Source organism: Antarcticimicrobium sediminis, assembly GCF_004348975.1.
GTDB lineage: Bacteria > Pseudomonadota > Alphaproteobacteria > Rhodobacterales > Rhodobacteraceae > Antarcticimicrobium > Antarcticimicrobium sediminis.
In genome coordinates, this window is sequence record NZ_SMFP01000004.1 from 245,234 (window position 1) to 267,891 (window position 22,658).

Below are 22,658 nucleotides of genomic sequence, written 5' to 3' on the forward strand. Positions count from 1 at the left end.
GCATGGATTTCAATTTGACCGATGAACGCCAGATGCTGCAGGACAGCCTGCGGCGCTATCTGGCGGACAAATACACCACCAAGGTGCGCAACGAGATCCTCGAGTCCGAGACCGGAATGAGCGGCGCGATCTGGACCGGTCTGGCAGATCTGGGCGTGATCGGCGCCCTTTTCACCGAGGCGCAGGGCGGTTTCGGCGGTGCCGGTTTCGACATCACCACGGTGTTCGAGGAACTGGGCCGCGCCGGCGTGGTCGAGCCGATGTTGGACAGCGCCATTCTTGGCGGTCGCCTGATCGCCGCGCTGGGCGATGACGCGCAGCAGGCGCTGTTGGGCGATGTGATCGGCGGCACCCTGCATCTGGCTTTTGCCCATGGTGAGCCGACCAGCCGCTATGACCTCAGCCGGGTTCAGGCCACCGCCGTACAAAATGGCGACGACATTGTACTGAACGGGCGCAAGGCCGTTGTCGCCAATGCCGAGGCCGCCGGTTATCTGATCGTGTCGGCGCGCGAAAGCGGCGCGGCGGATGACGTCGACGGGATTTCGCTGTTTCTGGTTCCGGCCGATAGCGCCGGGCTGACGCTTCGGGGCTATCCGCTGTTCGCGGGTGGCCGCGCGGCCGAGGTCTCGTTCGACGATCTGCACCTGCCGTCCTCGACCCGCCTTGGCGCTGCGGGCGCGGCCTATCCGGCCATTGCGGCTGCGGTCGCGGCGGCCAATGTGGCGTTGGCGGCAGAAGCCTTGGGCGCGATGGAAACCGCGACCGAGCTGACCCGCAGCTACCTGATGACGCGGCAACAGTTCGGCCGGCCCATCGGGACGTTTCAGGCCTTGCAGCACCGCTATTCCGATATGCTGATCGAGCTGGAGCAGGCCCGCTCTGCCGTGATCAACGCCGCTGGGCATCTGGAGCGCGACGCGCAACAGCGCGATCTGCAGATCGCGGCGGCCCGCAACCTGATCGGGCGGTCGGCGCGACTGGTGGCAGAGGAATCGATCCAGATGCATGGCGGCATCGCCATGACGCAGGAATACGAACTCGCCCATATCGCCAAGCGGATCGTGATGACGGATCACCGCTTTGGCGATACCGATTATCATCTGGAGCGTTTCATTGCCCTCAGCGCCGCCTGAAATCGACGCCGCCGGTCTCATCCATGGTGAGACCGGCGCGCAAAACCTGATCGGCTGGACCGTGGATGTGCGCCAGCCGGATGGGCGCGCGCGGCTTTATCTCGATGTCGATGACCGCCATTCGAACCGCCACGGGGTGCTGCATGGTGGCATTCAGGCGATGCTGCTGGACAGTGCCTGTGGCTATAGCGGATCGCTGTATCTGGACCCTGCGACATTGCCGCAGATGATGAGCCTGTCGTTCACCACCCAATTTCTTGCCCCCTGCGGGCAGGGTCGGGTGATGGCGATTGGCCGGGTCACCGGCGGTGGCAAGCGCACCCTGTTCATCGAAGGGGCGCTGTTTGATGCCGACGAGCGGTTGGTTGCCACCGGCACCGGCGTCTATCGGGCACGATAGCGCAATATCCGGGAGGGATCGCAATGCCAACCGCACGCATCGAGGATCAAGGCGACAGGCTGGTCGTGGTCAACATGAATGCCGCCCGGCGCGGCGCGCTGTCGCCCGACCTCTACAAGGCCATCATCGCGGCGGTCGAGCAGGCGGCGCAGCCGCGTATTCGCGCGGTGATCTTGACCTCTGAGGGGGGATTCTTTTGCGCTGGCGGCGATCTTAACGTGTTGATCGAACGGCAGGGCATGGCCGAGAGTGACCGTCGCGCCCAGATCGAAAACCTGCATGACCGTATCCGCGCGATCCGCGCTTGTCCGGTGCCGGTGATCGCGGCGATCGAGGGCGGCGCGGCGGGGGCGGGGCTGTCCATCGCTCTGGCCTGCGATCTGATCGTCGCCGCCGAGGACGCGCAGTTCACCGCCGCCTATGTCAAGGCTGGGCTGGTGCCCGACGGCGGGCTCACCGCATCACTGGCGCGCTGCCTGCCGCGCCCGCTGGCGATGGAGATGTGCCTGTTGGGCCGTCCCGTGGGGGCAGGACGCATGGCGGCGCTGGGGGCGGTGAACTTGTTGCGCGCGCCGGGCGAAGCCGAAGCTGGCGCGCAGGATCTGGCCGATGCCTTGGCGCGCGGTCCGCGCGATACGCAGGGGGTGATCCGGGGGCTGGTGGCCGCGGCCTATGATGGCCCCGAGGCCGATCAGCTGGACCGCGAAGGCGATGCGATGGCGCGCGCCACCGGCAGCGCCGAGGCGGCCGAGGGGATCTCGGCGTTTCTGGAAAAGCGCAGGCCGGATTGGTCGTGAGCGCAAAGGGCTAGCTGGCGCATCGTGGCGATGGCGGCCAACCAGAACAAAGGGCGCTGCCCGGAGCAAACGCCGAAGGAGGGCATTTTGATCCAGGCGCTTTCAGCCCTCAGATATAAACGCCTTGCCCCGCCTCGCGGATGGCGCGGATATTCTGGCCATAGACCTGCGGCGTGTCGACCGAGCCGCCCTTGAACACGGCGGACCCGGCCACCAGCACATCGGCGCCCGCATCGGCCACCAGCGGCGCAGTGGTCGGATCGACACCGCCGTCGATCTCGATATGCACGGGGCGGGTGCCGATCATCCGGCGTAGCTGCTTGATCTTGTCGACCTGGGAATGGATGAATTTCTGTCCGCCAAAGCCGGGGTTCACCGTCATCACGCAGACCAGATCCACCATGTCGAGCAGGTACTCGACGGAAGCCGCCGGCGTGCCGGGGTTCAAGGCCAGCCCGGCCTTGCAGCCCGCGGCACGGATCGCCTGCAACGTGCGGTGCGGATGCGGCCCGGCCTCGAAATGGGCGGTGATCACATCGGCGCCCGCCTCGGCATAGGCGGCGATAAAAGGGTCCACCGGCGCGATCATCAGGTGCACGTCCATCACTGTTTTCACATGCGGGCGGAAGGCTTTGACGGCGGGCGGGCCAAAGGTGAGGTTGGGCACGAAATGGCCATCCATCACGTCTACATGCACCCAATCCGCGCCCTGATCCTCGATCGCGCGGATCTCGCGCCCGAAATCAGCGAAATCGGCAGACAGGATCGACGGGGCGATCTTCAGCGTTCGGTCGAAACTCATCGGTATATCTCCGCTTGGCCTGCTCTGCATATATGTGCCCGCACCGCCGGAGGGTAGGGGGAATTGACGGTCGGGCATGATCCGGGCGTCACGAAACATTCACCACGCTGACACAAAGCTTTTGAACAGCGCCGCTAGGTCAAACCCCGACAGAACAAGGGGTGGCCCGTGCTGCGTATCGAGAAACTGACCAAACGGTTCGGCGAGAACACCGCGGTGGATACCGCGACGCTGCATATCGACAAGCCTGGAATGATCGGCATCATCGGGCGCTCGGGGGCCGGAAAATCGACTCTATTGCGGATGATCAACCGTTTGGCCGATGCCTCGGACGGGCAGATCCTGTTCGAGGGCCGCGATGTCACCAAGCTGACCGGCAAGGCCCGGCGCGGCTGGCAATCCGACTGCGCGATGATCTTTCAGCAGTTCAATCTGGTGCCGCGCATGGACGTGGTGTCCAACGTGTTGCACGGCACGCTGAACCGCCGCTCGACCTTGGTCACCCTGTTCAACCTGTTCCCGCTGGAGGACATCCACCGGGCGATCGACATCCTTGACCGGCTCGGCATCGCCGAACACGCGCCGAAACGGGCCGAGGCCCTGTCAGGCGGTCAACAACAGCGTGTCGCCATCGCCCGCGCCCTGATGCAGGACCCAAAGATCATTCTGGCGGATGAACCGATTGCCAGCCTTGATCCGATGAACGCCCAGACCGTGATGGAGGCGCTGCACCGCATCCACAAGGAAGACGGGCGCACCGTCATCTGCAACCTGCACACGCTGGATACGGCGCGGCGCTATTGCGACCGGGTGGTCGGTATGCGCGACGGGCGCATCGTGTTCGACGGCTTGCCCGAACAGCTGACCACCGGGGTAGCGCGCGAGATTTACGGCGCCGACGCCAGCTTTTCCGAGGCCGCGACCTCGACCGAGATCGCCGCCCTCGCCGCCCCGGCGCGCGATGTGACGCGTGACGCCGAAGCGATGATCTGACCTGCGAATTTCCTCGCCCGGGCCGATGGGGGCCGGGTTCTGTAATCTGGAGAGAGACCAATGAAGAAACTGCTTGCCGCCATCGTGGCGACCACCGCGCTGAACGCCCCGGTTCTGGCCGAAGAAGGGATCACCGAATTCCGCATCGGCCTTCTGGGCGGTGAAAACGCACAGGACCGCATGACCTCGAACGAATGCTACCGCGCCAAGGCCGAAGAGCTGCTGGGCGTTCCGGTCAAGCTGTTCACCCCGGCCGATTATGACGGTGTGATCCAGGGCCTGCTGGGCGGCACCATCGACATGGCGTGGCTAGGCGCATCTGGCTATGCCAAGACCTATCTGACCAACCCCGACGCGGTCGAGCCGATCATGGTCAAGACCAATCTGGACGGCTCTTACGCCTATCACTCGATCGGTTTTGCCCGCAAGGACAGCGGCATCACCTCGCTGGAGGATATGAAGGGCAAGCTGTTCGGCTTCGGTGATCCCAACTCGACCTCGGGCTACCTGATCCCGTCGATCGAAATCCCGGAAACCACCGGCGCGTCGATGGAATCGGGCGACTATTTTGGCGAAGTGAAGTTCACCGGCGGCCATGAGCAGACCATCGTTGCGGTCAACAATGGCGACGTTGACGCCGGCGTGACCTGGGCCGATGGCATGGGCGCATGGGAAGATGGCTATAACTCCGGCGCGCTGCGCAAGGCCTCGGATGCCGGTCTGGTCGACATGAACGATCTGGTCGAGATCTGGAAATCCAAACCGATCCCCGAAGGCCCGGTCGTGCTGCGCAAATCGCTGCCCGAGCGCGTCAAGATCGACATCACGACCCTGACCGCCTCGCTGCCCTATATGGACCCCGAGTGCGCCTATAACTTCATGGCGGGCGAGGCCCTTGGCTTCCAGCCGATCGCGCATGAGGACTATCTCTCGATCATCGCGGCGCGCAAATCCAAGATGTAAGCCCCGCGTTGCATCTTTGGCCGGCCCCGTCTGGGACCGGCCACTTTTTCTTGCGCTGACCCAGATTGCCCATTCAGGAGCAGGCCACATGACGGATACCGCGCTTGGTCGCGACACAGAGAGCCCGAGGCTGCGCGAGGTGCGCGACGCCTATGCGGCGATGACTCGGACCAAGCAGATGTACGGCGGGATTGTCCTGCTTGTCTTCGTCGCGCTGATGACGTCGGGCTTCATGCTGGCCGACAGCCGCAACGCGGGTGGGTTCTGGGATGGCATCCTGAATATCTTCATCTTCCCCGGCGAGGTGGTGTCCGAGGCGGTCGAAAAGGCCGCTCTGCTGCCGGCGCTGATGCTCAAGTTCTTCCCGTCGCTGATCGAGACGGTAAACATCGCGGCGGCCTCAACGTTGGTCGGGGCGCTACTGGCCATCGTTCTGTCTCTGCTTTCCACCCGGGGGCTGGCCCGGTTCCCGCGGCTGATCCCGCTGTTTCGCCGGTTGATGGACATTTCGCGCGCGGTGCCCGAGATCGTGATCGCCTTGGTGCTGATCTTTGTGCTGGGCGGTGGGCCGGTGCCCGCGATGATCGCGATTGCGTTCCACACCACTGGCGCGCTGGGCAAGCTGTTTTCCGAGGTTAACGAAAACGCCTCGATGAAACCGGTCGAGGGGCTGGCCTCGGTCGGGGCGAGTTGGACCCAGCGCATGTTGCTGGGCGTGGTGCCGCAGGTGGCGCCGAACTGGTTGAGCTATGCCCTGCTGCGTTTCGAGATCAACATCCGCGCCTCGGCCATCCTTGGTTTCGTCGGGGCGGGCGGCATCGGCTATGATCTCAAGAACGCCTTTAGTTGGGGGCAGGGCCGCTATGACGCGGTGGCCGCGATCTTTATCCTGCTGTTCCTGACCATCGTGTTCTTTGACCAGCTGTCGGGCCACTTTCGCAACAAACTTGTCGGAAAGGTCTGATCCATGACCGCGATTGCAGATATCCCGGCCCTGTCCGACCGACCCACCCTGTCCGTGCAAAAGGACGCGGCCACCGCGCTGATCGCGCGTAAGCGTGTGATCGCCATTTCGGTGCCGCTGGTGATCCTGACCTATTTCATCTATCTTTTCTTCGCCTTCGACGTTCCCGGGTTGCTCGGGCGGGCGCGCATGGACAATGCCGCGGTGCTAGTCGCCGATAGCTACAGCCACAAGACCCACATCACCCATGACAATCGCCGCGGCGGTCTGAGCATCGCGATCGAGGGCGAGAACAAGGGCACCTATCCCAAGGGTATGACCCCGGAATTCGTGACCATGAGCGGGGAAAACACCGCGCGCATTGCCCTGAAAGCCGGGGAAAGCGCCGTGATTGACGGGCCGGTGCTGCGCTATATCGTGCCGGGGTACGGCACGGTTGCCGCGATGGTCGAGGGCCGCAAGATCACGCTGGAAACCCCCGATGGCAGGGTGCCCGACTGGATCAGCGCCAGTTCGTCGCGCGTGACCATCTCGGGCAAGGGCGGGCGCGCCAGCGTCACCCGCGCCCGCACCGAAGTGTTTCGCTATTCCTTTGGGTGGGAGTTGTTCTGGTTCACGCTCGACAGCCCGTTCTATGGCAAATCCCCGGATGACTTGCTGCGGCTGGCCCTGTCCGGCGACCACGTGGTCGCGGGCCAGAGCAACCTTGCCGCGATGGTGCATGATGTCTGGAACAACGCCATGTGGCGGCACAAGGACGTCTTGTGGGCGCTTTTTGAAACCGTCCTGATGGCGTTTCTGGGCACCATGGGCGCGGCGATCATTGCCCTGCCGCTGGCCTTCTTCGCGGCGCGAAACTTTACCTCGGTGGCGACCGTGCGGTTCGGGGTGCGTCGGCTGTTCGATTTCGTGCGCGGGGTCGACGGGCTGATCTGGACGATCATCCTGTCGCGCGCCTTTGGCCCCGGCCCGCTGACCGGATCGCTGGCCATTCTGCTCACTGATACCGGCAGTTTCGGCAAGATGTTCTCCGAGGCACTGGAGAACGTGGACAACAAGCAGATCGAGGGCATCACCTCGACCGGGGCGCGACCGTTGCAACGCTATCGCTTCGGCGTGATCCCGCAGATTACCCCGATACTGCTTAGCCAGGTGCTGTATTATCTGGAATCCAACACCCGGTCGGCGACCATCATCGGCGCGATTACAGGCGGCGGCATCGGGTTGCTGCTGACGCAGGCGATCATCACCCAGAAGGACTGGGAAGAGGTGGCCTATTACATCGCGCTGATCATCCTGATGGTGATGGCGATGGACTGGTTCTCGGGCTGGCTGCGGCGCAAGCTGATAGCTGGCAGCGAGAGCGGGCACTGAGGGCAAAAGTCCGCCTCCGGCGGGAGTATTTGAGACAAGAAGAAGCAGGGCGCGCGCCCTGCTTTTTCGCTTTGGTTGTTACAAAATGTTCACGGGAAAAAAATTGCCGAGGGTGAGGCGCGCCTGTATGGGGTGTCTAGTTGTATAGGAATCCTGCCATGCCCCGTCTCAGCCCCTCAGAGCCTGTTATCCATCCCGATTGCGAAGTGGTGAACACCAGCTTCGGCGCCTATTGCGAGCTGGGGCGCGGCAGCCGGGTACAGAATTCGACGTTCGGGGATTATTCCTATACTGACCGGGCCAGCGATATCGCCAATGCGACCATCGGCAAGTTTGCCAATATCGCCAGCTACACAAGGATCGGGCCGACCGATCATCCGCTGGACACGGCCAGCCTGCATCACTTTCTTTATCGGTCGTCGGACTATTGGGATGATGTCGCGTTGGACCCGGAATTTTTCGAGCATCGCGCGTCGCGCCGGGCTTTGATCGGGCATGACACCTGGCTGGGCCACAACTGCATCATCAAGCCCGAGGTGACGGTAGGCGACGGGGCCGTGGTGGCCTCGGGCGCGGTGGTGACCCGCGATGTGGCCCCCTATACCATCGTGGCCGGGATGCCTGCGAAGCCGATGCGCCTGCGCCAGCCGCCCGAGATCGCCGCGCGGCTGATCGCGTTGGGCTGGTGGGACTGGGACCATGCCCGTCTGCGCGCCGCGCTGCCCGATTTCCGCAGTCTCAGCGCCGAGGCGTTTTTGGAAAAATACGAATAAATCGCGCGGCTCACGTTCCGTCCACGGTCAGGGTTACACGGTCACCGGCGAACCAGGTTCGGCCATATTCTACTGGCACCCCATCGGCATCGACATTGACCGCAATGGTGCGCAGGATCGGCGAGCCTTCGGCCACGCGCAGGTGCAGGGCCTGGGTCGCGTTGGCCTGTTTGGCGGTGATCCGGGTCTGCTGGCGGGTGTAATCCGCGACGCCACAGCGCGCCAGCGCCTCGGTCACCGAGCGGGTCTCGCTCAGCGCGTCACGCAGGCCGGGAAAGCGGGCGGCGGGAAAGCTGCTGCTGAACAGGGCAATCGGCGCGTTGTCGGCCAGCGACAGCCCGTCATAGACCAGCACCGGGTCGCCGGGGGCAATCGCCAGCGCCTCGGCCTCGCGCGTGTCGGCGGCGCGGGCATCGAGCGACAGCAGTTTTTTGGACGGGAGCTGTCCGCCCGCGGCGACATTGCGGTGGAACCGCACCCGCCGTCCGATCGGATAATCGGTGGGACGCGCGGCGACGAACACCCCGGCCCCGCGCCGCGCATGCACCAGACCCTGATCGGCCATTTCTGACAGCGCGCGGCGCACCGTGTGCCGGTTGACGCCGAATTTCGCCGCCAGTTGCGCCTCGGTCGGCAGTCGGTCGCCGGTGGCATAGCGTGCCTCGGCGATGTCGGCGGTCAGGGCGATGGCGATGGATTTCCAGAGCGGGGTACGGGCCATGTCACCAAATATTCATATCAGGGCGATTGCGCCCGGTCGTCGGGCCGTCTAAGATTTGTATAGTTGTATAGTATAAATAGACAACCGGGCCAAGAGGCTTTTATGGCAATACAGACAGAAAATGACGTTGTGACGCAGGCACGCCGGGATTGGATGAGCCTTTTGGCCAAGGCGCCGGAGGATCGCTTGCTGGCGCTTTGGGCCGACTATGGTGCCGCGCCCGCCTTCGACTGGCTGCGGCGACCGGAGATCGGGGCGGTGATGGTGCGGGGCCGCATGGGCGGCACCGGCGCGCCGTTCAATCTGGGTGAGATGACGGTGACCCGCTGCGCGCTGACGCTGGCGGATGGCACGGTGGGGCATGGCTATGTTCAGGGGCGCGGCAAACCCAAGGCAGAGGTGGCGGCGCTGATCGACGCGCTGATGCAGACGCCAGAGGCGGGCGCGTTGCGCGCGGCCATCCTTGATCCACTGGCCGGGACCATGGACGCGGCCAGTACCGCCCGCGCGGCCCGCGCCGCCGCGACCAAGGTTGATTTCTTTACGCTGGTCCGGGGAGAGGATTGATGAACGTATCCGAAAACAGGGCTGCACATGGGGCATTTGGCGGCGGTTTTGCCGATCCGGCAATCGAGTCGGCCTTTGCCTTTCGCACGGCGATGAGTGTGATGGCCAAGCCGGGCGAGATCCGCGCACTAGATACCGCGCACCCCCCGGCCCCGCTGTCTTCGGCAGCTGGAACGCTGTTGCTGACGCTGTGCGATCCCGAGACCGGGGTCTTTCTTGCCGGGGCCTGCGATACGCCGGAAATGCGCGGCTGGCTCGCCTTTCACACCGGCGCACCGGTGGTGGGCGCGGATCGGGCAGAGTTCGCCGTGGGGCGCTGGGCTGATCTGGTGCCGTTGGATCACTACCGCATCGGCACGCCGGAATATCCCGACCGCTCGGCCACGCTGATCGTCGAGGTGGACACGTTGGAAGCCGCGGGCGCAACACTACGCGGACCGGGCATCAAGGACAGCGCAACGCTGTCGCTGCCCGATCCGGCGGCCATGGCCGGGAACGCGATGTTGTTCCCGCTGGGGCTGGATTTCTTCCTGACCTGTGGTGGGCGGATCGCCGCGCTGCCACGCAGTACGCAGATTTCGGAGGGCTGAGCCATGTATGTTGCAGTCAAGGGTGGTGAACGCGCCATCGAGAACGCCCACGCCTGGCTGGCCGAGGAACGGCGGGGCGATACTGCTGTCGCGGAACTGTCGATCGCGCAGATCCGCGAACAGCTTGCGCTTGCCGTGAACCGGGTGATGGCGGAAGGCTCGCTTTATGATCCCGATCTGGCGGCGCTGGCGATCAAGCAGGCGCGCGGCGATCTGATCGAGGCGATCTTTTTGATCCGCGCCTATCGCACCACGCTGCCGCGCTTTGGCGCGACAAGACCGGTGGCGACCGGCGAAATGGCCTGTGACCGGCGCATTTCGGCAACCTTCAAGGACGCGCCGGGTGGGCAGGTGCTGGGCCCGACGTTCGATTACACCCACCGGCTGCTGGATTTCAAACTCGCCGCCGAGGGCGAGGTGGCAAAGGCCCCCACCGCCGCGCCGCGCAATGAGCCGACGCCGCATATCACCGCATTCCTGCGCGGCGAGGACATCATCCAGCGCGAACCCGATAGCGAAGCCACGCCCGGCGATCTGACCCGCACGCCGATGTCCTATCCGGCCGGGCGCGATATCCGCCTGCAATCGCTGGCGCGGGGCGACGAGGGGTTTCTGCTTGGCCTCGCCTATTCCACCCAGCGTGGCTATGCGCGCAACCACGCCTTTGTCGGCGAGTTGCGCATCGGCACCGTGGCGGTCGAGATGGAGATCCCCGAACTGGGCTTTACCATCGAGATCGGCGAGGTGGAATTGACCGAATGCGAGACGGTGAACCAGTTCGCCGGCTCCAAGACCGAGCCGCCGCAATTCACCCGTGGCTATGGGCTGGTGTTCGGCCAGACCGAGCGCAAGGCGATCGCAATGGCGCTGGTCGACCGGGCGCTGCGCTGGCGCGAGTTGGGCGAGGATGATCTTGGTGCGGCGGCGCAGGACGAGGAATTCGTCCTCAGCCATTCCGACAATATTCAGGCCACCGGATTTCTGGAACATATCAAGCTGCCCCATTACGTCGATTTTCAATCCGAACTGGAACTGGTGCGCAAACTGCGCCGCGAGGCGGAGGCGAATGTGGCCAAGCAGAACGCGGGCAATGAGGACGCGGGCAAGGAGGCTTCGCAATGAGCGATTATAACTTCGCCTATCTGGACGAACAGACCAAGCGGATGATCCGCCGCGCCATCCTCAAGGGGCTGGCGGTGCCGGGCTATCAGGTGCCCTTTGCCAGCCGCGAGATGCCGATGCCCTATGGCTGGGGCACCGGCGGCGTGCAGGTCTCGGCGGCGACGCTGACGCCCGAGGATACCTTCAAGGTGATCGATCAGGGATCGGACGACACCACCAACGCGGTGTCGATCCGCAAGTTCTTTGAGAAAACCGCCGGTGTGGCGGTGACTGAAGAGACCGAAAAGGCCAGTGTCATCCAGACCCGCCACCGCATTCCCGAGGCACCGCTGCGCGAGGATCAGATCCTTGTCTATCAAGTGCCGATCCCGGAGCCGTTGCGGTTTCTGGAACCGCGCGAGACCGAGACGCGCAAGATGCACAGCCTTGAGGAATACGGGCTGATGCATGTGAAGCTGTACGAGGACATCAGCCAGCACGGGGCGATCGCCACCGCCTATGCCTATCCGGTCAAGGTGGCCGACCGCTATGTGATGGACCCGTCGCCGATCCCGAAATTCGACAACCCGAAACTGGAAATGGCAGCGATCCAGCTGTTCGGCGCCGGGCGCGAGCAGCGGATCTATGCGGTGCCGCCCTATACAAAGGTCGTGTCCCTTGATTTCGAGGACTACCCGTTCGAGGCGACAAAGGCGGATCACGCCTGTGATCTTTGTGCCGCCGAGGACAGCTATCTCGACGAGGTGATCCTGGACGATGCCGGGAACCGGATGTTCGTCTGCTCCGACACCGATTATTGCCGCACCCGGCGCGAGGCGGGCCATGTCGGCCGTCTGGGCGAGGAGGTGGCGGCGTGATGGGCTTTCATTGGATATCCCCCGAACAAGGAGGCGCGCGATGACGCCGCTGTTGCAAGTCAAAGGCATCGAGAAACACTATGGCGCGCGGATCGGTTGCGCGGATGTGAATTTCGATCTGTTCCCCGGCGAGGTGATGGGGATTGTCGGCGAAAGCGGGTCGGGAAAATCCACCCTGCTCAATTGCCTTGCCGGGCATCTGACACCGGATGCGGGGCAGGTGATCTTTGACACCCGTGCCGAGGGGCCGGTGGATACCGTGACCATGTCGGAACCGGCGCGGCGCATGTTGGGGCGCACCGATTGGGCCTTTGTCCACCAGCACGCCCGCGACGGGCTGCGCATGAATGTCAGCGCCGGCGGCAATATCGGCGAGCGGCTGATGGCGGTGGGGGCGCGCCACTACGGCGATATCCGGGCCCGCGCGGTGGATTGGCTGGACCGGGTCGAGATCGCCGAGAACCGGGTCGACGATCGCCCCAGCGCCTTTTCGGGCGGCATGCAGCAGCGGTTGCAGATCGCCCGCAATCTGGTGACCGAGCCGCGTCTGGTGTTCATGGACGAGCCGACCGGGGGCCTCGACGTAAGCGTGCAGGCGCGTCTGCTCGACCTGCTGCGCGGGTTGGTGCGCCAGATGGGGCTGAGCGCGCTGATCGTGACCCATGATCTGGCCGTGGTGCGGCTGTTGGCCGACCGGCTGATGGTGATGAAGGACGGGCATGTGGTGGAAAGCGGTCTGACCGATCAGGTGCTGGATGATCCTCAACATGCCTATACCCAGCTTCTGGTTTCATCGGTCTTGCAGGTGTGAAGGGCGGATTATGAGTATTTCGACAAAGAAGAAGAGCGCAATGATCGAGCTTACCGGCGTGTCCAAGAGCTTTGTTCTGCACAACCAGGGCAGCGCGGTGATCCCGGTGATGGCGGGTGCCGAACTGCGCGTGGCGGCGGGGGACTGCGTCGCGCTCACCGGGGCCTCGGGGGCGGGAAAATCGACCCTAATGCGGATGATTTACGGCAATTACCGCGCCAATGCGGGCCGGATCATGGTCGGCGGCACCGATGTCGCCAAAGCCGCGCCGCGTGAGATTATCGCGCTGCGGCGCGAGGTGCTGGGCTATGTCAGCCAGTTCTTGCGGGTGGTGCCAAGGGTGGCGACGCTGGAGGTGGTGGCCGAACCGCTGCTGGCGCTGGGCGTACCCGAGGATCAGGCCCGCGCGCGTGCCGCCGAGCTGTTGGCGCGGCTCAATATCCCCGAGCGGTTGTGGTCGCTGTCGCCCACGACCTTTTCGGGCGGCGAGCAGCAGCGGGTCAATATCGCGCGCGGCTTTGCCCATGACTATCCCGCGCTGTTGCTGGACGAACCGACCGCCAGCCTTGATCCCACCAACCGCGCCGTGGTGCTTGGGCTGATCGAAGCTGCCAAGGCGCGTGGCGCGGCGATCATCGGCATCTTTCACGACGCCGAGGCGCGGGCGCAGGTTTGTGACCGGGAAGAGGACGTCTCGGCGTTCACCCCGCAGGCGGCGGCATGAGCGAGGGGCCCATCAAAGCACCCGTCATCGCTGTCGTCGGCCCCTCAGGCGTGGGCAAGGATAGCGTGATGGCGGCGCTGGCCGCGCGCGATCCGCGCTTGCGCCTCCAGCGCCGGGTCATCACCAGGCCAGAGGAGGCCGGGGGAGAGGTGTTCACCGGCGTCACGCCGGAGACCTTCGCACGGATGGCGGCAGCGGGTGCGTTTGCGCTGCACTGGCAGGCGCATGGGCTGTCGTACGGAATCCCGGTTGAAATCTACGATCTGCGCCGGGGTGCGCGCGCGGTGCTGGTGAACCTGTCTCGCGCGGTCCTTGGCGTGGCGCAGGGGTTGTTCGGTGATTTGATCGTGCTGTCGCTGACCGCCGATTCAGACGTTCTGGCCGACCGGCTCGCCGGGCGCGGGCGCGAGGATGCCGGTGACCGCGCGCGGCGTCTGCAGAGGGCCTCGGCCCCGCTGCCTGAGGGGCTGCGCCGGGTGATCGAGGTCGACAACAGCGGCCCGCTGGCCACCACCGTCGAGACGGTCTTAACCCGGCTTCAACCCGAAAGCGTGTAGCGATGGATCAGATGAAACTGCCCGGCCACATCCTCGCCCACCAGCGCCAGATCCGCGATCTCGAAGGGCGCGGGCAGCAGTGGCGCCAGATCGCGGGCCAGCGTGGCCTCGACCGCACCCAGCACCGGTTTGGCCAGCTTGCCCGACAGGGTGATGTGAAAGCGGAACGCATCCATCACATAGGGATAGCCCCAGCGCGTCAGGTTCTCCTCCTGGGCCGGGGTCAGGCCGGCGGCGCGGCGGCGCTCCACCTCGGCCTCGGGCGCGGGGGCGCGAAAGGCGTCCAGCGCTTCGACCGTGCGGGCCGCCAGCGCGGTGAGCGCGGCGGTCTCGCCCAGTGGGCGCAGCGCCAGAAATCGGCCCAACCGTGCCAGCGCCAGCCCGTCGAGTTGCACCGGCGCGAGATCGGCGCAAAGCGCGGCACAGTCCGCCTCCAGCGCGGCGCGGGTTTTGCCCTCGGCCAGTCGGAACGGCGGCTTGATCGTGGCGTGCAGCCCGTATTTGCGCGGCGTCGCGGTGATCTCGCTCACTGGCAGCGGCAGGTCGGGGGCTTCCGGGTGCGGAACCTCGGCCCCGGTCGCCATGTCCCAGCCCAGCCAGCGGGTGGCGAAGCCTCCCCATTCCGCCTCGGCGGGGGGGGCGTAATAAATGGCGTAACGCTGAAAATTCATGTCGGCTCCGGCTGGCTCTCTTGGTCCTCAAATCATGCGATGTTCAGATGACAGAAGAACTATGTCTTGCCAATGCCACCTTGGTCCTGCCCGGCGAAATCCGCAGCGGCAGCTTGCGGGTGGTGGATGGAATCCTTGCCGCGATCGACAGCGGCAGCGCGGTGCCCAAAGGTGCGGTGGATTGCGGCGGCGATTTCATCGCGCCCGGGCTGATCGAGCTGCACACCGACAACCTGGAGCGCCATATCCAGCCCCGGCCCAAGGTGGATTGGCCGCATGCGGCGGCGTTGATCGCCCATGATGCGGAACTGGCCGGAACCGGTATCACCACCGTGTTCGACGCCATGCGGGTGGGCTCGATCCCCAGCGGCAACGGGCGCTATCTGAAATACGCCCGCGGGCTGGCCAGCGAGTTGCTGGAGCTGCGCGCCGCCGATGCGCTGAAGATCAGCCACTTTCTGCACCTGCGCGCCGAGGTCTGTTCCGAAACCCTGTTGGAGGAACTGGCCGAATTCGGCGACGAGGATCGCGTCGGGCTGGTCAGCCTGATGGACCACACACCGGGCCAGCGTCAGTTTCGCGACATCACCAAACTGGAAGCCTATATGCGGGGCAAGCACGCGATGAGCGATGACGATTTCCTTCAGCATGTGGCCCATCTCAAGGCCCTGCGCGACAAGGTCGGCGATACCCATGATCACGGCGTGGTCGCCGAGGCGCGCCGCTTTGGCGCGGTGTTGGCCAGCCATGATGACACCACCGTGGCGCAGGTCGAGGCCTCGGCGGGCTATGGCATCCGGCTGGCGGAATTTCCCACCACGATCGAAGCGGCGCGCGCCTGTCATGGCCATGGCATCGCGGTGATGATGGGGGCGCCCAATCTGGTGCGCGGCGGCTCGCATTCGGGCAATGTCGCTGCCGAAGAATTGGCCGGGCTGGATCTGCTGGATATCGTGTCGTCGGATTACGTGCCCTCGGCGCTGCTGTTCGCGGCGGTGCGGCTGGGGCAGATCTGGGGTGATACGGCGCGCGGGCTGGCGACGGTGACACAGGCGCCGGCGCGGGCCGTCGGGCTGATGGATCGCGGCACGTTGGAGGTCGGCAAGCGCGCCGATCTGATCCGGTTTCGCCTGCGCGGCGATGTGCCGGCGCTGGCGGGGGTCTGGACCAAGGGGCAGCGGGTGGCCTGAACCCGCCCGCGGCGCACGCCCTTGGCGAGGATCGTGTCGCCCGGAAAACAGCGGGGGATCGGCCATTCGGTCCTGCCCCTGCTTCTTCTTGGCAAAAGTACTCCCGCCGGAGGCCCGCGCCGTAAGGCGCGCCCCGTCGCGCTCAGGCGCGGTAGAACATGTAGCGGTCGGGCGCGATGGTGTCGGGCCCCTTGAGTTGTTCAAACCCGACCAGGGGTTGGCCCGAGATGATCAGCCCACCGGGCTGCATCGTGGCGGCGATCAGCGGCGACAGGCGCGCGGCTTCCGCCACATCTTTTTCCTTGATGCCAAAGCCGAAATCATAATGCGCCAGCGCCAGACGCGCGCCGCTCTGCGCCAGTTTGCGCAGCATCGGTTCGGCCTCGCCCTGCAGAAAATCCGCCTCGGGCGGGGTGCAGGAGGGGTGGCATTGCAGCACCCGGTCGATCACCCAGATCCGGCGGTCGGGCAGGATTTCGCGAAGGTGGTCATAGGTGCGCCCGTTGCCAAGGCCAAGATCGGCGATATCGCCCGGCAGATCGGCGATCTGCTCGGCGGCCCAGTTCAGCCCGTCGCGTTGCGCGGCGAGGCGGCGCATCATGGAATCAAGTCGGCTCATTCTGTGTCCTTTGTCTGGGGGGCGGCGATCCACGGGGTGACGGGCCCGGCGCGCAGGCGGGTCAGCAGGGCGCGGGTGAAATCCCAGATCGCCGCGTCATGGGCCAGGTGATGGGTCAGCAAGCCATAGGGCTCGCTCTTGTCGGTATGCCCCTCGCGCCGGTCGCCCAATTGCGCGGCAAGTTGCGCGATCAGCGCCTGCGGGTCCGCAAGTGACCGGCTGCCGTGCCAGTTGATCGGGTCGAGGTGGGTGTTCACCTGCACAAGTCCCGGGGCGGCCAGCGCCGATTTGCGCGGCGTGAAGGTCGAGATCATGGCATAGCCCAGCCCGGGCAAGGCGGGCAGAAGTTCCGGCGCGATCCGATTCCAAGGGGGGACGAACATCGGCCGTAGCGCGGGACCGAACAGGGCCTGCAGCCGCGCCCGCCCGTCGCGTGCCTCTTTCGCCAGCACGGGCAGCGGACGGTGGGCGCCAAACTCGGCCTTTTTCGCCCCCTCCGGGGCGTGGTTCTGATGCGCCCAGCCATGCACCACCGGGATCAGCCGGGGATCGGCCTTGATTGCTTCGGCCAAGGCCGGTTCGGCATTGGCGGGGATCACGGCAAGATGCACCGGCAGATCGACAGCCTCGGCGAGGGCGGCAAGCTCCCCCAGCGCTTGGCTGGGGGCGGTGGCATCGTCATCGCGCCACCAGAGCGGCAGGGTCAGCCCGGCCTGTTGCCAGCGGTCGAGTTCCCGATCAAGCGGGCTCCAATCCCAAGTCATGTACGTTCCCTTGCCATCTTTGTGGCGATTGCCACGGATTGCGCCGCGCCGTCAAATTTCAGCGTGCTGTCGTGGCGTGGACCTGCGGCGCGAACGCGGTCGACCGCCCCGGCCAGGGCCGCAGGCGTCAGATCGGCGCTGCGCAGAACCGTGATCCCCGGCAGGGCCGCGAGGCTGTCGGCGCGTAGCCCTTGTTCCACCTCTTTGCCGGCGTCGAACGGGATCAGCACCGCAGGCGTTCCCGCCTGCAACAGATCCATCGCGGTGTTATAGCCGCACATGCTGACCGACGCGGCGGCCTGCGGCAGCATCTGGCGGAAATCCGGGCGGGCCGGTTCGACCGTGGCGTTACCCGGGGCCTTAGCCCGTAAATCGGCGAGCAGGGCCGGATCCTTGCCGCCCACCAGCAGCCGCCAGCGCAGATCGGGGCGCAGGCGCGCCGCCGCCAGTGCGGTGTGGAACAGCGGCCCGCCGACGCCACCGCCACCAGCGCTGACCAGCACCTCGCCCGCGCCGATACCGTCAGGATGCGGGGCCGGGGCAGGGGGCGCGACATAGCCGGTATAGCGCAGTTTCTCTGCCAACTCGGGGGGGACCGGCCAGCTTTGCTCCAGCCGGGTCGCGTGGCGGTCGGAATGGACCAGCACCGCGTCATAATATGTCGCCACGATCTCGGCCGCGCGCGTGGCCTTTGCCGGTTTGGACGGTGGCGCGAGGATGTCGCGGATCGAGGCCAGCACGGTGGGGCGGCGGCGCTGATCCTGCGCCGCCGTCAGCAGCGACAGGAATTCGCCCGCCAGCGCCCGGCGGCCAAAGGGGAACAGTTCGGTGATCAGGATGTCGGGGCCAAAATCGCGTAGCGCATGGCACAGCGCCTCGCTGCGGGCCTCAAGATAGCCCGCGTCGGCCTGTTGTCCCCGGTCGTTCAGCAGCCGGGTAAAATCCACCCCGTCCGAAGCCAGCGGCGGCAGTTGCAGAAACCCGAGAGGACCGGGGTCCAGATGCGGCGCCGGGCGGCCGCCCGAGACCAGCAGTACCTCATGCCCGGCCACGTCAAAGGCACGGCCCAGCGTCAGCGCCCGGCTCAGATGGCCGGTGCCAAGCAGGTGAGTGACCACGATCATCGCCTTCATGGCGTGGCGTCCGGGGGGATCAGGCGGATCGCCTCGCCCTCGGGCGTCAGGGTGTCGCCGTCGATGTGCAGCACGTAAAGCCGGTTGCGCTTGACCTTGAAGGGGGCGGGACCGGAGAAATTCCAGCCATGGGCGCGGGCCAGCATCACCCGCATGATGCCGATATGGCAGACCACCAGCGCATCGCGCTCCAGCCGCGCGAGCCAGGGGCGCAGCCGGGTCCAGAGTTCCCCCGGGCTTTCGCCGCCCGGTGCGTGATACTCCCAACCCCAATCCTCGATATGGCGAAAGCCGCTACCGGGCGTGGCGAGCAGGTCGAGCCCGCGTTTGCCCTCCCACGTGCCCCAGTTCATCTCGCTCAGTTCCGGCGCGGTGCGGGGCGCGTGGCGGGCCACAAGTTCGGCGGTCTCGGCGGCGCGTTTCAGCGGGCTGGACCACAGTTCGGCCGTGTCCCAAGGGGCGGGCAGGCGCAGGGTGGACAGTTCGGCGCGGGCGTCGTCGTCAAGCGGGATGTCGCTGGCGCCCTGAATGCGGCCCATGCGGTTCCAGTCGGTATGCCCATGACGCAGCAGCGCGAGGCGGATCATGCGGTGCCCTCCAGCAGCGGGGTGACGGCGGACCAGAATCGCTCTGTCGCAGCCGGGCGCAGATGGGCGCGGGCGATCATCGCGCGGGCCTGTGCGCCGCGTTCCCGCCGTAGCGCGGGATTGGACAGCAGCGTGGTGATTTGCGCGGCCAGTGCCCCGGGGCCGTCGTCGGGCGCGGGGTAGTCACCGGGTAGCAGCACGTCGCGCACGCCGGGGCGATCCTGTGCCACCACCGGAAGGCCAGCCGCCTGTGCCTCAAGATAGACCATGCCAAAGGCCTCGTTGACGCCGGGCCAGACGAAAAGCGAGGCCCGGCGATAGGCCGCCGCAAGCGCATCGTGGTCAAGTTCGCCAAGGAACCGGACGCGGTCGCCATGCGGGGCCATCAGCGCCGCGACCTGCGCCCGAGCCGGGCCGTCGCCCGCGATCTCCAACTGCCAGTCGCCGCTCAGAAGGGCGAGAGATTGGGCGAGGATGGTATAGGAGGCCAGCTTGTCCCCCGCCCGCATCATCCCTGCGCTCAGCATCGGGCCGTCACAGCCCGAGGCGGGCGGCAAGTGGTCCGTGGGCAGGATGGGGGGCAGCTGCACCAGCCGCTGCTGCGCGGGGCGGTGACGCTCCAGCGTGATCAGGTCATTGGCGGTCAGGTAAAAGATGACCGCAGCCGCGTCGCAGGCGGCTTCGGCCGCCGCCGCGAAATCGGCCCAAGGTCCGCTCAGGCGCTTTTTGGCGCGGGTGGATTCGATCTGAACATAGGGCAGCCCCAGCGCGGCGCAGGTAGCGGGGCCGATCAGATCCGGCGCCTTGTAGTAATTGTGATAGGTGACCCAAAGCGCGATGTCAGAGCCTGCGAGGGTTTGGCTCAGCCGGGTGACCTCGGCCTTTGCGGCGCGGTGCAGCTCGGCCTGACGGGCGGGATCGCCGGCCTTTTCGTGCAGCTTCAGCTCCGAGACCACCTCGACCTGCGCCCCCTTGGCGCCGATGGCGGCGATCAGGTTGCGCGCCAGTGCCCGGTCGCCTGACGGGATCGGGCTGTCGGGCGATTTCATCGGGGCGTAAAAGGCGATGCGGGTCATGGGGTGGGTGCGTCGATCATCTGCCGTAGCCGCGCCGCCAACCTGTCGATGCCCGGTTGCATGGTGAACTCCGCGATCAGCCGCTTGCGGGCCGCCTCGGCCATGGCTTGCGCGCGCGCGGGGTTGCGGGCCAGCGTTTCGATCGCCTCGGCCAGTTCTGTGGGGTCATCCCCGGCCAGCAGCCCATGGGTGCCGCTCACGATGAATTCGGGGATCGCCGCCACGGCAGTCGAGATGATCGGCACCAGTTGCGAGGCGGCCTCCATCAGAACATTGGGCAGCCCGTCGCGGTCGCCATCCGCCGCGATCCGGCTGGGTAGAACAAACAGGTCGGCGGCGCGCATCGCCGCGATCACCTCGGGCTGGTCGCAGGCTCCGCGCCAGTCGATCCGCGCGGCGAGACCAGCGGCTTGCGCCTGTGCTTGTAGCGGCCCAAGCAGATCGCCGCCGCCAATATGGGTCCAGCGCCAGTCAATCCCAGCGGGCAGCAGCGCCAGCGCGGCGATCAGCCGGTCAAAGCCCTTTTTCTCGACCAGCCGCCCGACCGACAGCAGGCGCAGCGGATCGCCGGGGCGGCGCAACGGGCGGGCAGGGGCATCGGGAAAGCGCGACAGGTCAAGCCCGTGATAGATCAGGTCGATCTTGGCCGGATCGCCCGCCAGCTCCCGCAGATGGCGCGCACCATAGGCGGTGCAGGTGGCCCCGAACTGGGCCGAATAAGGGCCGGCGAGCTTTTCGCGCTTTTCCCACTCGGGCGAGGTCCAGATATCCTTGGCGTGGGCGGCAAAGCTCCACGGCAGGCCGCGCATCACCGCCGCATAGCGCGCGACCGACGAGGGGGTGTGCAGGAAATGGGAATACAGGCCACGGGTGCCGGGCGGCAGTTCGGTGGCCAGCACGCAGGCCTGACCAAAGCGGCGCACCCGGTTGCGGGTGGTATCGCGGCGCAGATCGTCACGCCAAAGCGCATAGGCCGCGCCATAGCCGGGCAGGGCACGGGCGGCGGTGCGGGCACGGGTGACACGCTCGGGCGCGTCGAACAGGTATTCGGGCAGGTAATGAACCCGGGCGCGCAGCCGGTCGTGCAACGGGTGGCGCTTGGTGTCGGTGGGGTGACGCAGCGACCAGATGTCAAACTGCAGCCCGGCCTGTTCCAGCGCGACGAGTTCCTGCGCGATGAAGGTTTCCGACAAGCGCGGCCAGCCTTTGACGACAACGGCCAGCGTGGGTGTCAGGCTCATTGCGCCGCCTGTTCGTGCTGCTCTGCCAGCATGGCCGCAACGCGCTGCGTGACATAATCGAGCCCGCCCAACAGCCCCGCGTGCATCGCCTGTGACGGCAGCGATTGGTTCGGCAGGTTGCGGATGGCGCGGATCATCGCCTCGGGCGTCAGCCCGTCACGGCCGTTCTCCAACATGCGGACAAGGCCCAGCTCTTCGGCGCGGCTGGCGCGAATCCATTGTTCCAGCCGGGGCACCGTGCGCGGCACGATCACCGCGCGTTGGTCAAACGACAGCACCTCGCAAAAGGTGTTGTAGCCGCCCATGCAGACCACGCCCTGCGCATGGACGAAAAGGGTCTCGATCTGGGATTCGAACCCGACCGTGGTGACCCGCCCGTTCAACAGCGCCACGCGCGCCTCGAAATCGGCGCGGGTTTCGCCGGAAAGGAACGGGCCATAGACGATCACCGCGCGCGGTGCGAGGGTCGGGTCCTGCTCATAGGCGGAGAGGACGAGATCGACCATGAATTCGCCGTCGCCGCCGCCGCCGGGCGTGATCAGGATATAGGGGCCGTCCTCGACCGGCGGTTCCGCCTGTCCCAGTTCGCGGCGAAGATAGCCAGTCCAGTGCATATGCGCGCGCACCTCGGGGCCAAGGTCAAGCCCGGCCACCGGGTCGTAGAAATCGCGCTGACCATAGACCCAGACCTCGTCATAGTATTTGCGCGTGGCTTCGATCGCGCCCTTGCGTTCCCATTCGACGGCCAGCAGATCGGGGTCGTCAAGCACGTCGCGCAGCCCCAGCACCAGCCGCGCCCGGCCGGTGGCCTTCAGGCAGGCCAGCGTCGGCAGCAGCTCGCCGCGAAAGCCCGAAGGCTCCTTGTCGACGATCAGGATGTCGGGGTCGTATTGCCGCGCCGAGGTTTCGATCAGCGCCGCGCGCAGCTCGGTGATCTCTTCGATATCCATGCCCAGCGTCTGGGCAACATAGGAGCCATCGCTGCGCTTGGTCACGCCGGGCAGGCGTACGTGATCGACCCGGCGCGGAAAGGTAAAGCGGCCCGCGACTGGCGATCCGGTCAGGATCAGCGCCGACGCTGAGGGGATGGCCCGGGTGATCGCACCGGCCAAGGCCCGCGAGCGGCGCAGATGGCCCAGCCCGTAGGTGTCGTGGCTGTACAGCATTACCCGTGGTTCGCGGTCTGCGCGCGGCACCTTGCTCTGGAATGTCACGCCACTCATCAT

The 22,658-nt window shown here is 66.0% G+C and carries 26 protein-coding genes; 16 read left to right on the top strand and 10 right to left on the bottom strand.

From position 1 onward, the window contains the following. Nucleotides 1-2: 2 nt before the first annotated feature. The 3 genes from E1B25_RS08565 to E1B25_RS08575 are packed head-to-tail and all read left to right on the top strand — an operon-like array spanning nt 3 to nt 2,333. Nucleotides 3-1,136: an acyl-CoA dehydrogenase family protein gene (locus E1B25_RS08565; RefSeq protein ID WP_132828391.1), complete on the top strand. Its 1,134-nt coding sequence runs from the start codon at nt 3-5 to the stop codon at nt 1,134-1,136. Then, entirely contained in the window at nt 1,117-1,536 is a 420-nt protein-coding gene (locus E1B25_RS08570) for a PaaI family thioesterase (RefSeq protein ID WP_245510654.1), read from the top strand. Before E1B25_RS08565 ends, E1B25_RS08570 begins: the two co-directional genes overlap by 20 nt. A 23-nt stretch (nt 1,537-1,559) precedes the next feature. Further along, nucleotides 1,560-2,333, top strand: a complete 774-nt coding sequence (locus E1B25_RS08575) for an oxepin-CoA hydrolase, alternative type (RefSeq protein ID WP_132828393.1) — start codon at nt 1,560-1,562, stop codon at nt 2,331-2,333. A gap of 109 nt (nt 2,334-2,442) precedes the next feature. Here the strand turns inward: E1B25_RS08575 and rpe are convergent, their stop codons facing one another. Continuing rightward, nucleotides 2,443-3,135 carry a ribulose-phosphate 3-epimerase gene (gene rpe / locus E1B25_RS08580; protein ID WP_132828394.1) on the bottom strand — a complete coding sequence of 231 codons (693 nt, stop codon included), beginning with the start codon at nt 3,133-3,135 and terminating at the stop codon, nt 2,443-2,445. A 168-nt stretch (nt 3,136-3,303) separates the two neighbouring features. On the opposite strand from rpe, the gene phnC reads away from it, so the two are divergent. The 5 genes from phnC to E1B25_RS08605 all read left to right on the top strand — a co-directional run bounded on the left by phnC (nt 3,304) and on the right by E1B25_RS08605 (nt 8,202). Beyond that, on the top strand, nt 3,304-4,128 hold the full coding sequence (gene phnC, locus E1B25_RS08585; protein WP_132828396.1) for a phosphonate ABC transporter ATP-binding protein: 825 nt from the start codon (nt 3,304-3,306) through the stop codon (nt 4,126-4,128). Between the two features lie 60 nt (nt 4,129-4,188). Next, entirely contained in the window at nt 4,189-5,091 is a 903-nt protein-coding gene (gene phnD / locus E1B25_RS08590) for a phosphonate ABC transporter substrate-binding protein (RefSeq protein ID WP_132828397.1), read from the top strand. 88 nt (nt 5,092-5,179) lie between these two features. After that, nucleotides 5,180-6,055 (top strand): phosphonate ABC transporter, permease protein PhnE, encoded by an 876-nt coding sequence (phnE, locus tag E1B25_RS08595; RefSeq protein ID WP_132828399.1) that lies wholly within the window; start codon nt 5,180-5,182, stop codon nt 6,053-6,055. A 3-nt stretch (nt 6,056-6,058) separates the two neighbouring features. Next, nucleotides 6,059-7,429 (top strand): phosphonate ABC transporter, permease protein PhnE, encoded by a 1,371-nt coding sequence (phnE, locus tag E1B25_RS08600; protein ID WP_132828401.1) that lies wholly within the window; start codon nt 6,059-6,061, stop codon nt 7,427-7,429. 158 nt (nt 7,430-7,587) lie between these two features. Beyond that, nucleotides 7,588-8,202, top strand: a complete 615-nt coding sequence (locus tag E1B25_RS08605; RefSeq protein ID WP_132828402.1) for a DapH/DapD/GlmU-related protein — start codon at nt 7,588-7,590, stop codon at nt 8,200-8,202. A 10-nt stretch (nt 8,203-8,212) separates the two neighbouring features. On the opposite strand, the gene phnF is transcribed toward E1B25_RS08605, so the two are convergent. After that, nucleotides 8,213-8,923 carry a phosphonate metabolism transcriptional regulator PhnF gene (phnF, locus tag E1B25_RS08610; RefSeq protein WP_132828404.1) on the bottom strand — a complete coding sequence of 237 codons (711 nt, stop codon included), beginning with the start codon at nt 8,921-8,923 and terminating at the stop codon, nt 8,213-8,215. Between the two features lie 102 nt (nt 8,924-9,025). On the opposite strand from phnF, the gene phnG reads away from it, so the two are divergent. Genes phnG through phnN form a run of 7 tightly spaced genes read left to right on the top strand, consistent with a single transcriptional unit; the run spans nt 9,026 to nt 14,151 of the window. Further along, the gene (gene phnG / locus E1B25_RS08615; RefSeq protein ID WP_132828405.1) at nt 9,026-9,490 is read left to right on the top strand and encodes a phosphonate C-P lyase system protein PhnG; all 465 of its coding nucleotides are present in this window, start codon (nt 9,026-9,028) and stop codon (nt 9,488-9,490) included. After that, complete coding sequence (phnH, locus tag E1B25_RS08620; RefSeq protein ID WP_132828407.1) at nt 9,490-10,080, top strand: phosphonate C-P lyase system protein PhnH; 591 nt, start codon at nt 9,490-9,492, stop codon at nt 10,078-10,080. The genes phnG and phnH overlap by 1 nt, the downstream gene beginning before the upstream one ends. 3 nt (nt 10,081-10,083) lie before the next feature. Beyond that, nucleotides 10,084-11,202, top strand: coding sequence for a carbon-phosphorus lyase complex subunit (locus E1B25_RS08625; protein WP_132828409.1), 1,119 nt, complete (start codon nt 10,084-10,086; stop codon nt 11,200-11,202). Beyond that, nucleotides 11,199-12,059, top strand: coding sequence for an alpha-D-ribose 1-methylphosphonate 5-phosphate C-P-lyase PhnJ (locus tag E1B25_RS08630; protein ID WP_132828411.1), 861 nt, complete (start codon nt 11,199-11,201; stop codon nt 12,057-12,059). Before E1B25_RS08625 ends, E1B25_RS08630 begins: the two co-directional genes overlap by 4 nt. Nucleotides 12,060-12,099: 40 nt before the next feature. Next, nucleotides 12,100-12,870 carry a phosphonate C-P lyase system protein PhnK gene (phnK, locus tag E1B25_RS08635; protein ID WP_132828413.1) on the top strand — a complete coding sequence of 257 codons (771 nt, stop codon included), beginning with the start codon at nt 12,100-12,102 and terminating at the stop codon, nt 12,868-12,870. A 40-nt stretch (nt 12,871-12,910) separates the two neighbouring features. Further along, complete coding sequence (phnL, locus tag E1B25_RS08640; RefSeq protein WP_132828555.1) at nt 12,911-13,594, top strand: phosphonate C-P lyase system protein PhnL; 684 nt, start codon at nt 12,911-12,913, stop codon at nt 13,592-13,594. Next, a complete protein-coding gene (phnN, locus tag E1B25_RS08645; RefSeq protein WP_132828414.1) occupies nt 13,591-14,151 on the top strand; it encodes a phosphonate metabolism protein/1,5-bisphosphokinase (PRPP-forming) PhnN in 561 nt (186 codons plus the stop codon). The genes phnL and phnN overlap by 4 nt, the downstream gene beginning before the upstream one ends. On the opposite strand, the gene E1B25_RS08650 is transcribed toward phnN, so the two are convergent. Further along, nucleotides 14,133-14,822: a DUF1045 domain-containing protein gene (locus tag E1B25_RS08650; RefSeq protein WP_132828416.1), complete on the bottom strand. Its 690-nt coding sequence runs from the start codon at nt 14,820-14,822 to the stop codon at nt 14,133-14,135. The two genes, phnN and E1B25_RS08650, sit on opposite strands and share 19 nt — an antisense overlap. Nucleotides 14,823-14,869: 47 nt before the next feature. Between E1B25_RS08650 and E1B25_RS08655 the strand changes: the two genes are divergently transcribed. Beyond that, the gene (locus E1B25_RS08655) at nt 14,870-16,012 is read left to right on the top strand and encodes an alpha-D-ribose 1-methylphosphonate 5-triphosphate diphosphatase (protein WP_132828418.1); all 1,143 of its coding nucleotides are present in this window, start codon (nt 14,870-14,872) and stop codon (nt 16,010-16,012) included. 142 nt (nt 16,013-16,154) lie between these two features. On the opposite strand, the gene E1B25_RS08660 is transcribed toward E1B25_RS08655, so the two are convergent. Genes E1B25_RS08660 through E1B25_RS08690 form a run of 7 tightly spaced genes read right to left on the bottom strand, consistent with a single transcriptional unit; the run spans nt 16,155 to nt 22,655 of the window. Continuing rightward, entirely contained in the window at nt 16,155-16,631 is a 477-nt protein-coding gene (locus tag E1B25_RS08660) for a class I SAM-dependent methyltransferase (protein WP_132828419.1), read from the bottom strand. Further along, nucleotides 16,628-17,395 (bottom strand): polysaccharide deacetylase family protein, encoded by a 768-nt coding sequence (locus E1B25_RS08665; protein WP_132828421.1) that lies wholly within the window; start codon nt 17,393-17,395, stop codon nt 16,628-16,630. Before E1B25_RS08665 ends, E1B25_RS08660 begins: the two co-directional genes overlap by 4 nt. Continuing rightward, nucleotides 17,392-18,528 (bottom strand): glycosyltransferase family protein, encoded by a 1,137-nt coding sequence (locus tag E1B25_RS08670; RefSeq protein ID WP_132828423.1) that lies wholly within the window; start codon nt 18,526-18,528, stop codon nt 17,392-17,394. The genes E1B25_RS08665 and E1B25_RS08670 overlap by 4 nt, the downstream gene beginning before the upstream one ends. Beyond that, nucleotides 18,525-19,115, bottom strand: coding sequence for a histidine phosphatase family protein (locus E1B25_RS08675; protein WP_132828425.1), 591 nt, complete (start codon nt 19,113-19,115; stop codon nt 18,525-18,527). The genes E1B25_RS08670 and E1B25_RS08675 overlap by 4 nt, the downstream gene beginning before the upstream one ends. Beyond that, nucleotides 19,112-20,191: a glycosyltransferase family 4 protein gene (locus E1B25_RS08680; RefSeq protein WP_132828427.1), complete on the bottom strand. Its 1,080-nt coding sequence runs from the start codon at nt 20,189-20,191 to the stop codon at nt 19,112-19,114. The genes E1B25_RS08675 and E1B25_RS08680 overlap by 4 nt, the downstream gene beginning before the upstream one ends. After that, nucleotides 20,188-21,432, bottom strand: a complete 1,245-nt coding sequence (locus E1B25_RS08685; protein WP_132828428.1) for a glycosyltransferase family 4 protein — start codon at nt 21,430-21,432, stop codon at nt 20,188-20,190. The genes E1B25_RS08680 and E1B25_RS08685 overlap by 4 nt, the downstream gene beginning before the upstream one ends. Further along, nucleotides 21,429-22,655: a glycosyltransferase family protein gene (locus E1B25_RS08690; protein WP_132828430.1), complete on the bottom strand. Its 1,227-nt coding sequence runs from the start codon at nt 22,653-22,655 to the stop codon at nt 21,429-21,431. Before E1B25_RS08690 ends, E1B25_RS08685 begins: the two co-directional genes overlap by 4 nt. Between the last annotated feature and the right edge of the window lie 3 nt (nt 22,656-22,658).

What these genes read in the sequence shown, in the direction of transcription:
- E1B25_RS08565 (WP_132828391.1), top strand. Translation starts at nt 3, where the DNA reads ATGGATTTCAATTTGACCGATGAACGCCAGATGCTGCAGGACAGCCTG.
- E1B25_RS08575 (WP_132828393.1), top strand. Translation starts at nt 1,560, where the DNA reads ATGCCAACCGCACGCATCGAGGATCAAGGCGACAGGCTGGTCGTGGTC.
- rpe (WP_132828394.1), bottom strand. Translation starts at nt 3,135, where the DNA reads ATGAGTTTCGACCGAACGCTGAAGATCGCCCCGTCGATCCTGTCTGCC.
- phnD (WP_132828397.1), top strand. Translation starts at nt 4,189, where the DNA reads ATGAAGAAACTGCTTGCCGCCATCGTGGCGACCACCGCGCTGAACGCC.
- phnE (WP_132828399.1), top strand. Translation starts at nt 5,180, where the DNA reads ATGACGGATACCGCGCTTGGTCGCGACACAGAGAGCCCGAGGCTGCGC.
- phnE (WP_132828401.1), top strand. Translation starts at nt 6,059, where the DNA reads ATGACCGCGATTGCAGATATCCCGGCCCTGTCCGACCGACCCACCCTG.
- E1B25_RS08605 (WP_132828402.1), top strand. Translation starts at nt 7,588, where the DNA reads ATGCCCCGTCTCAGCCCCTCAGAGCCTGTTATCCATCCCGATTGCGAA.
- phnF (WP_132828404.1), bottom strand. Translation starts at nt 8,923, where the DNA reads ATGGCCCGTACCCCGCTCTGGAAATCCATCGCCATCGCCCTGACCGCC.
- phnG (WP_132828405.1), top strand. Translation starts at nt 9,026, where the DNA reads ATGGCAATACAGACAGAAAATGACGTTGTGACGCAGGCACGCCGGGAT.
- phnH (WP_132828407.1), top strand. Translation starts at nt 9,490, where the DNA reads ATGAACGTATCCGAAAACAGGGCTGCACATGGGGCATTTGGCGGCGGT.
- E1B25_RS08625 (WP_132828409.1), top strand. Translation starts at nt 10,084, where the DNA reads ATGTATGTTGCAGTCAAGGGTGGTGAACGCGCCATCGAGAACGCCCAC.
- E1B25_RS08630 (WP_132828411.1), top strand. Translation starts at nt 11,199, where the DNA reads ATGAGCGATTATAACTTCGCCTATCTGGACGAACAGACCAAGCGGATG.
- phnK (WP_132828413.1), top strand. Translation starts at nt 12,100, where the DNA reads ATGACGCCGCTGTTGCAAGTCAAAGGCATCGAGAAACACTATGGCGCG.
- phnL (WP_132828555.1), top strand. Translation starts at nt 12,911, where the DNA reads ATGATCGAGCTTACCGGCGTGTCCAAGAGCTTTGTTCTGCACAACCAG.
- phnN (WP_132828414.1), top strand. Translation starts at nt 13,591, where the DNA reads ATGAGCGAGGGGCCCATCAAAGCACCCGTCATCGCTGTCGTCGGCCCC.
- E1B25_RS08650 (WP_132828416.1), bottom strand. Translation starts at nt 14,822, where the DNA reads ATGAATTTTCAGCGTTACGCCATTTATTACGCCCCCCCCGCCGAGGCG.
- E1B25_RS08655 (WP_132828418.1), top strand. Translation starts at nt 14,870, where the DNA reads ATGACAGAAGAACTATGTCTTGCCAATGCCACCTTGGTCCTGCCCGGC.
- E1B25_RS08660 (WP_132828419.1), bottom strand. Translation starts at nt 16,631, where the DNA reads ATGAGCCGACTTGATTCCATGATGCGCCGCCTCGCCGCGCAACGCGAC.
- E1B25_RS08665 (WP_132828421.1), bottom strand. Translation starts at nt 17,395, where the DNA reads ATGACTTGGGATTGGAGCCCGCTTGATCGGGAACTCGACCGCTGGCAA.
- E1B25_RS08670 (WP_132828423.1), bottom strand. Translation starts at nt 18,528, where the DNA reads ATGAAGGCGATGATCGTGGTCACTCACCTGCTTGGCACCGGCCATCTG.
- E1B25_RS08675 (WP_132828425.1), bottom strand. Translation starts at nt 19,115, where the DNA reads ATGATCCGCCTCGCGCTGCTGCGTCATGGGCATACCGACTGGAACCGC.
- E1B25_RS08680 (WP_132828427.1), bottom strand. Translation starts at nt 20,191, where the DNA reads ATGACCCGCATCGCCTTTTACGCCCCGATGAAATCGCCCGACAGCCCG.
- E1B25_RS08685 (WP_132828428.1), bottom strand. Translation starts at nt 21,432, where the DNA reads ATGAGCCTGACACCCACGCTGGCCGTTGTCGTCAAAGGCTGGCCGCGC.
- E1B25_RS08690 (WP_132828430.1), bottom strand. Translation starts at nt 22,655, where the DNA reads ATGAGTGGCGTGACATTCCAGAGCAAGGTGCCGCGCGCAGACCGCGAA.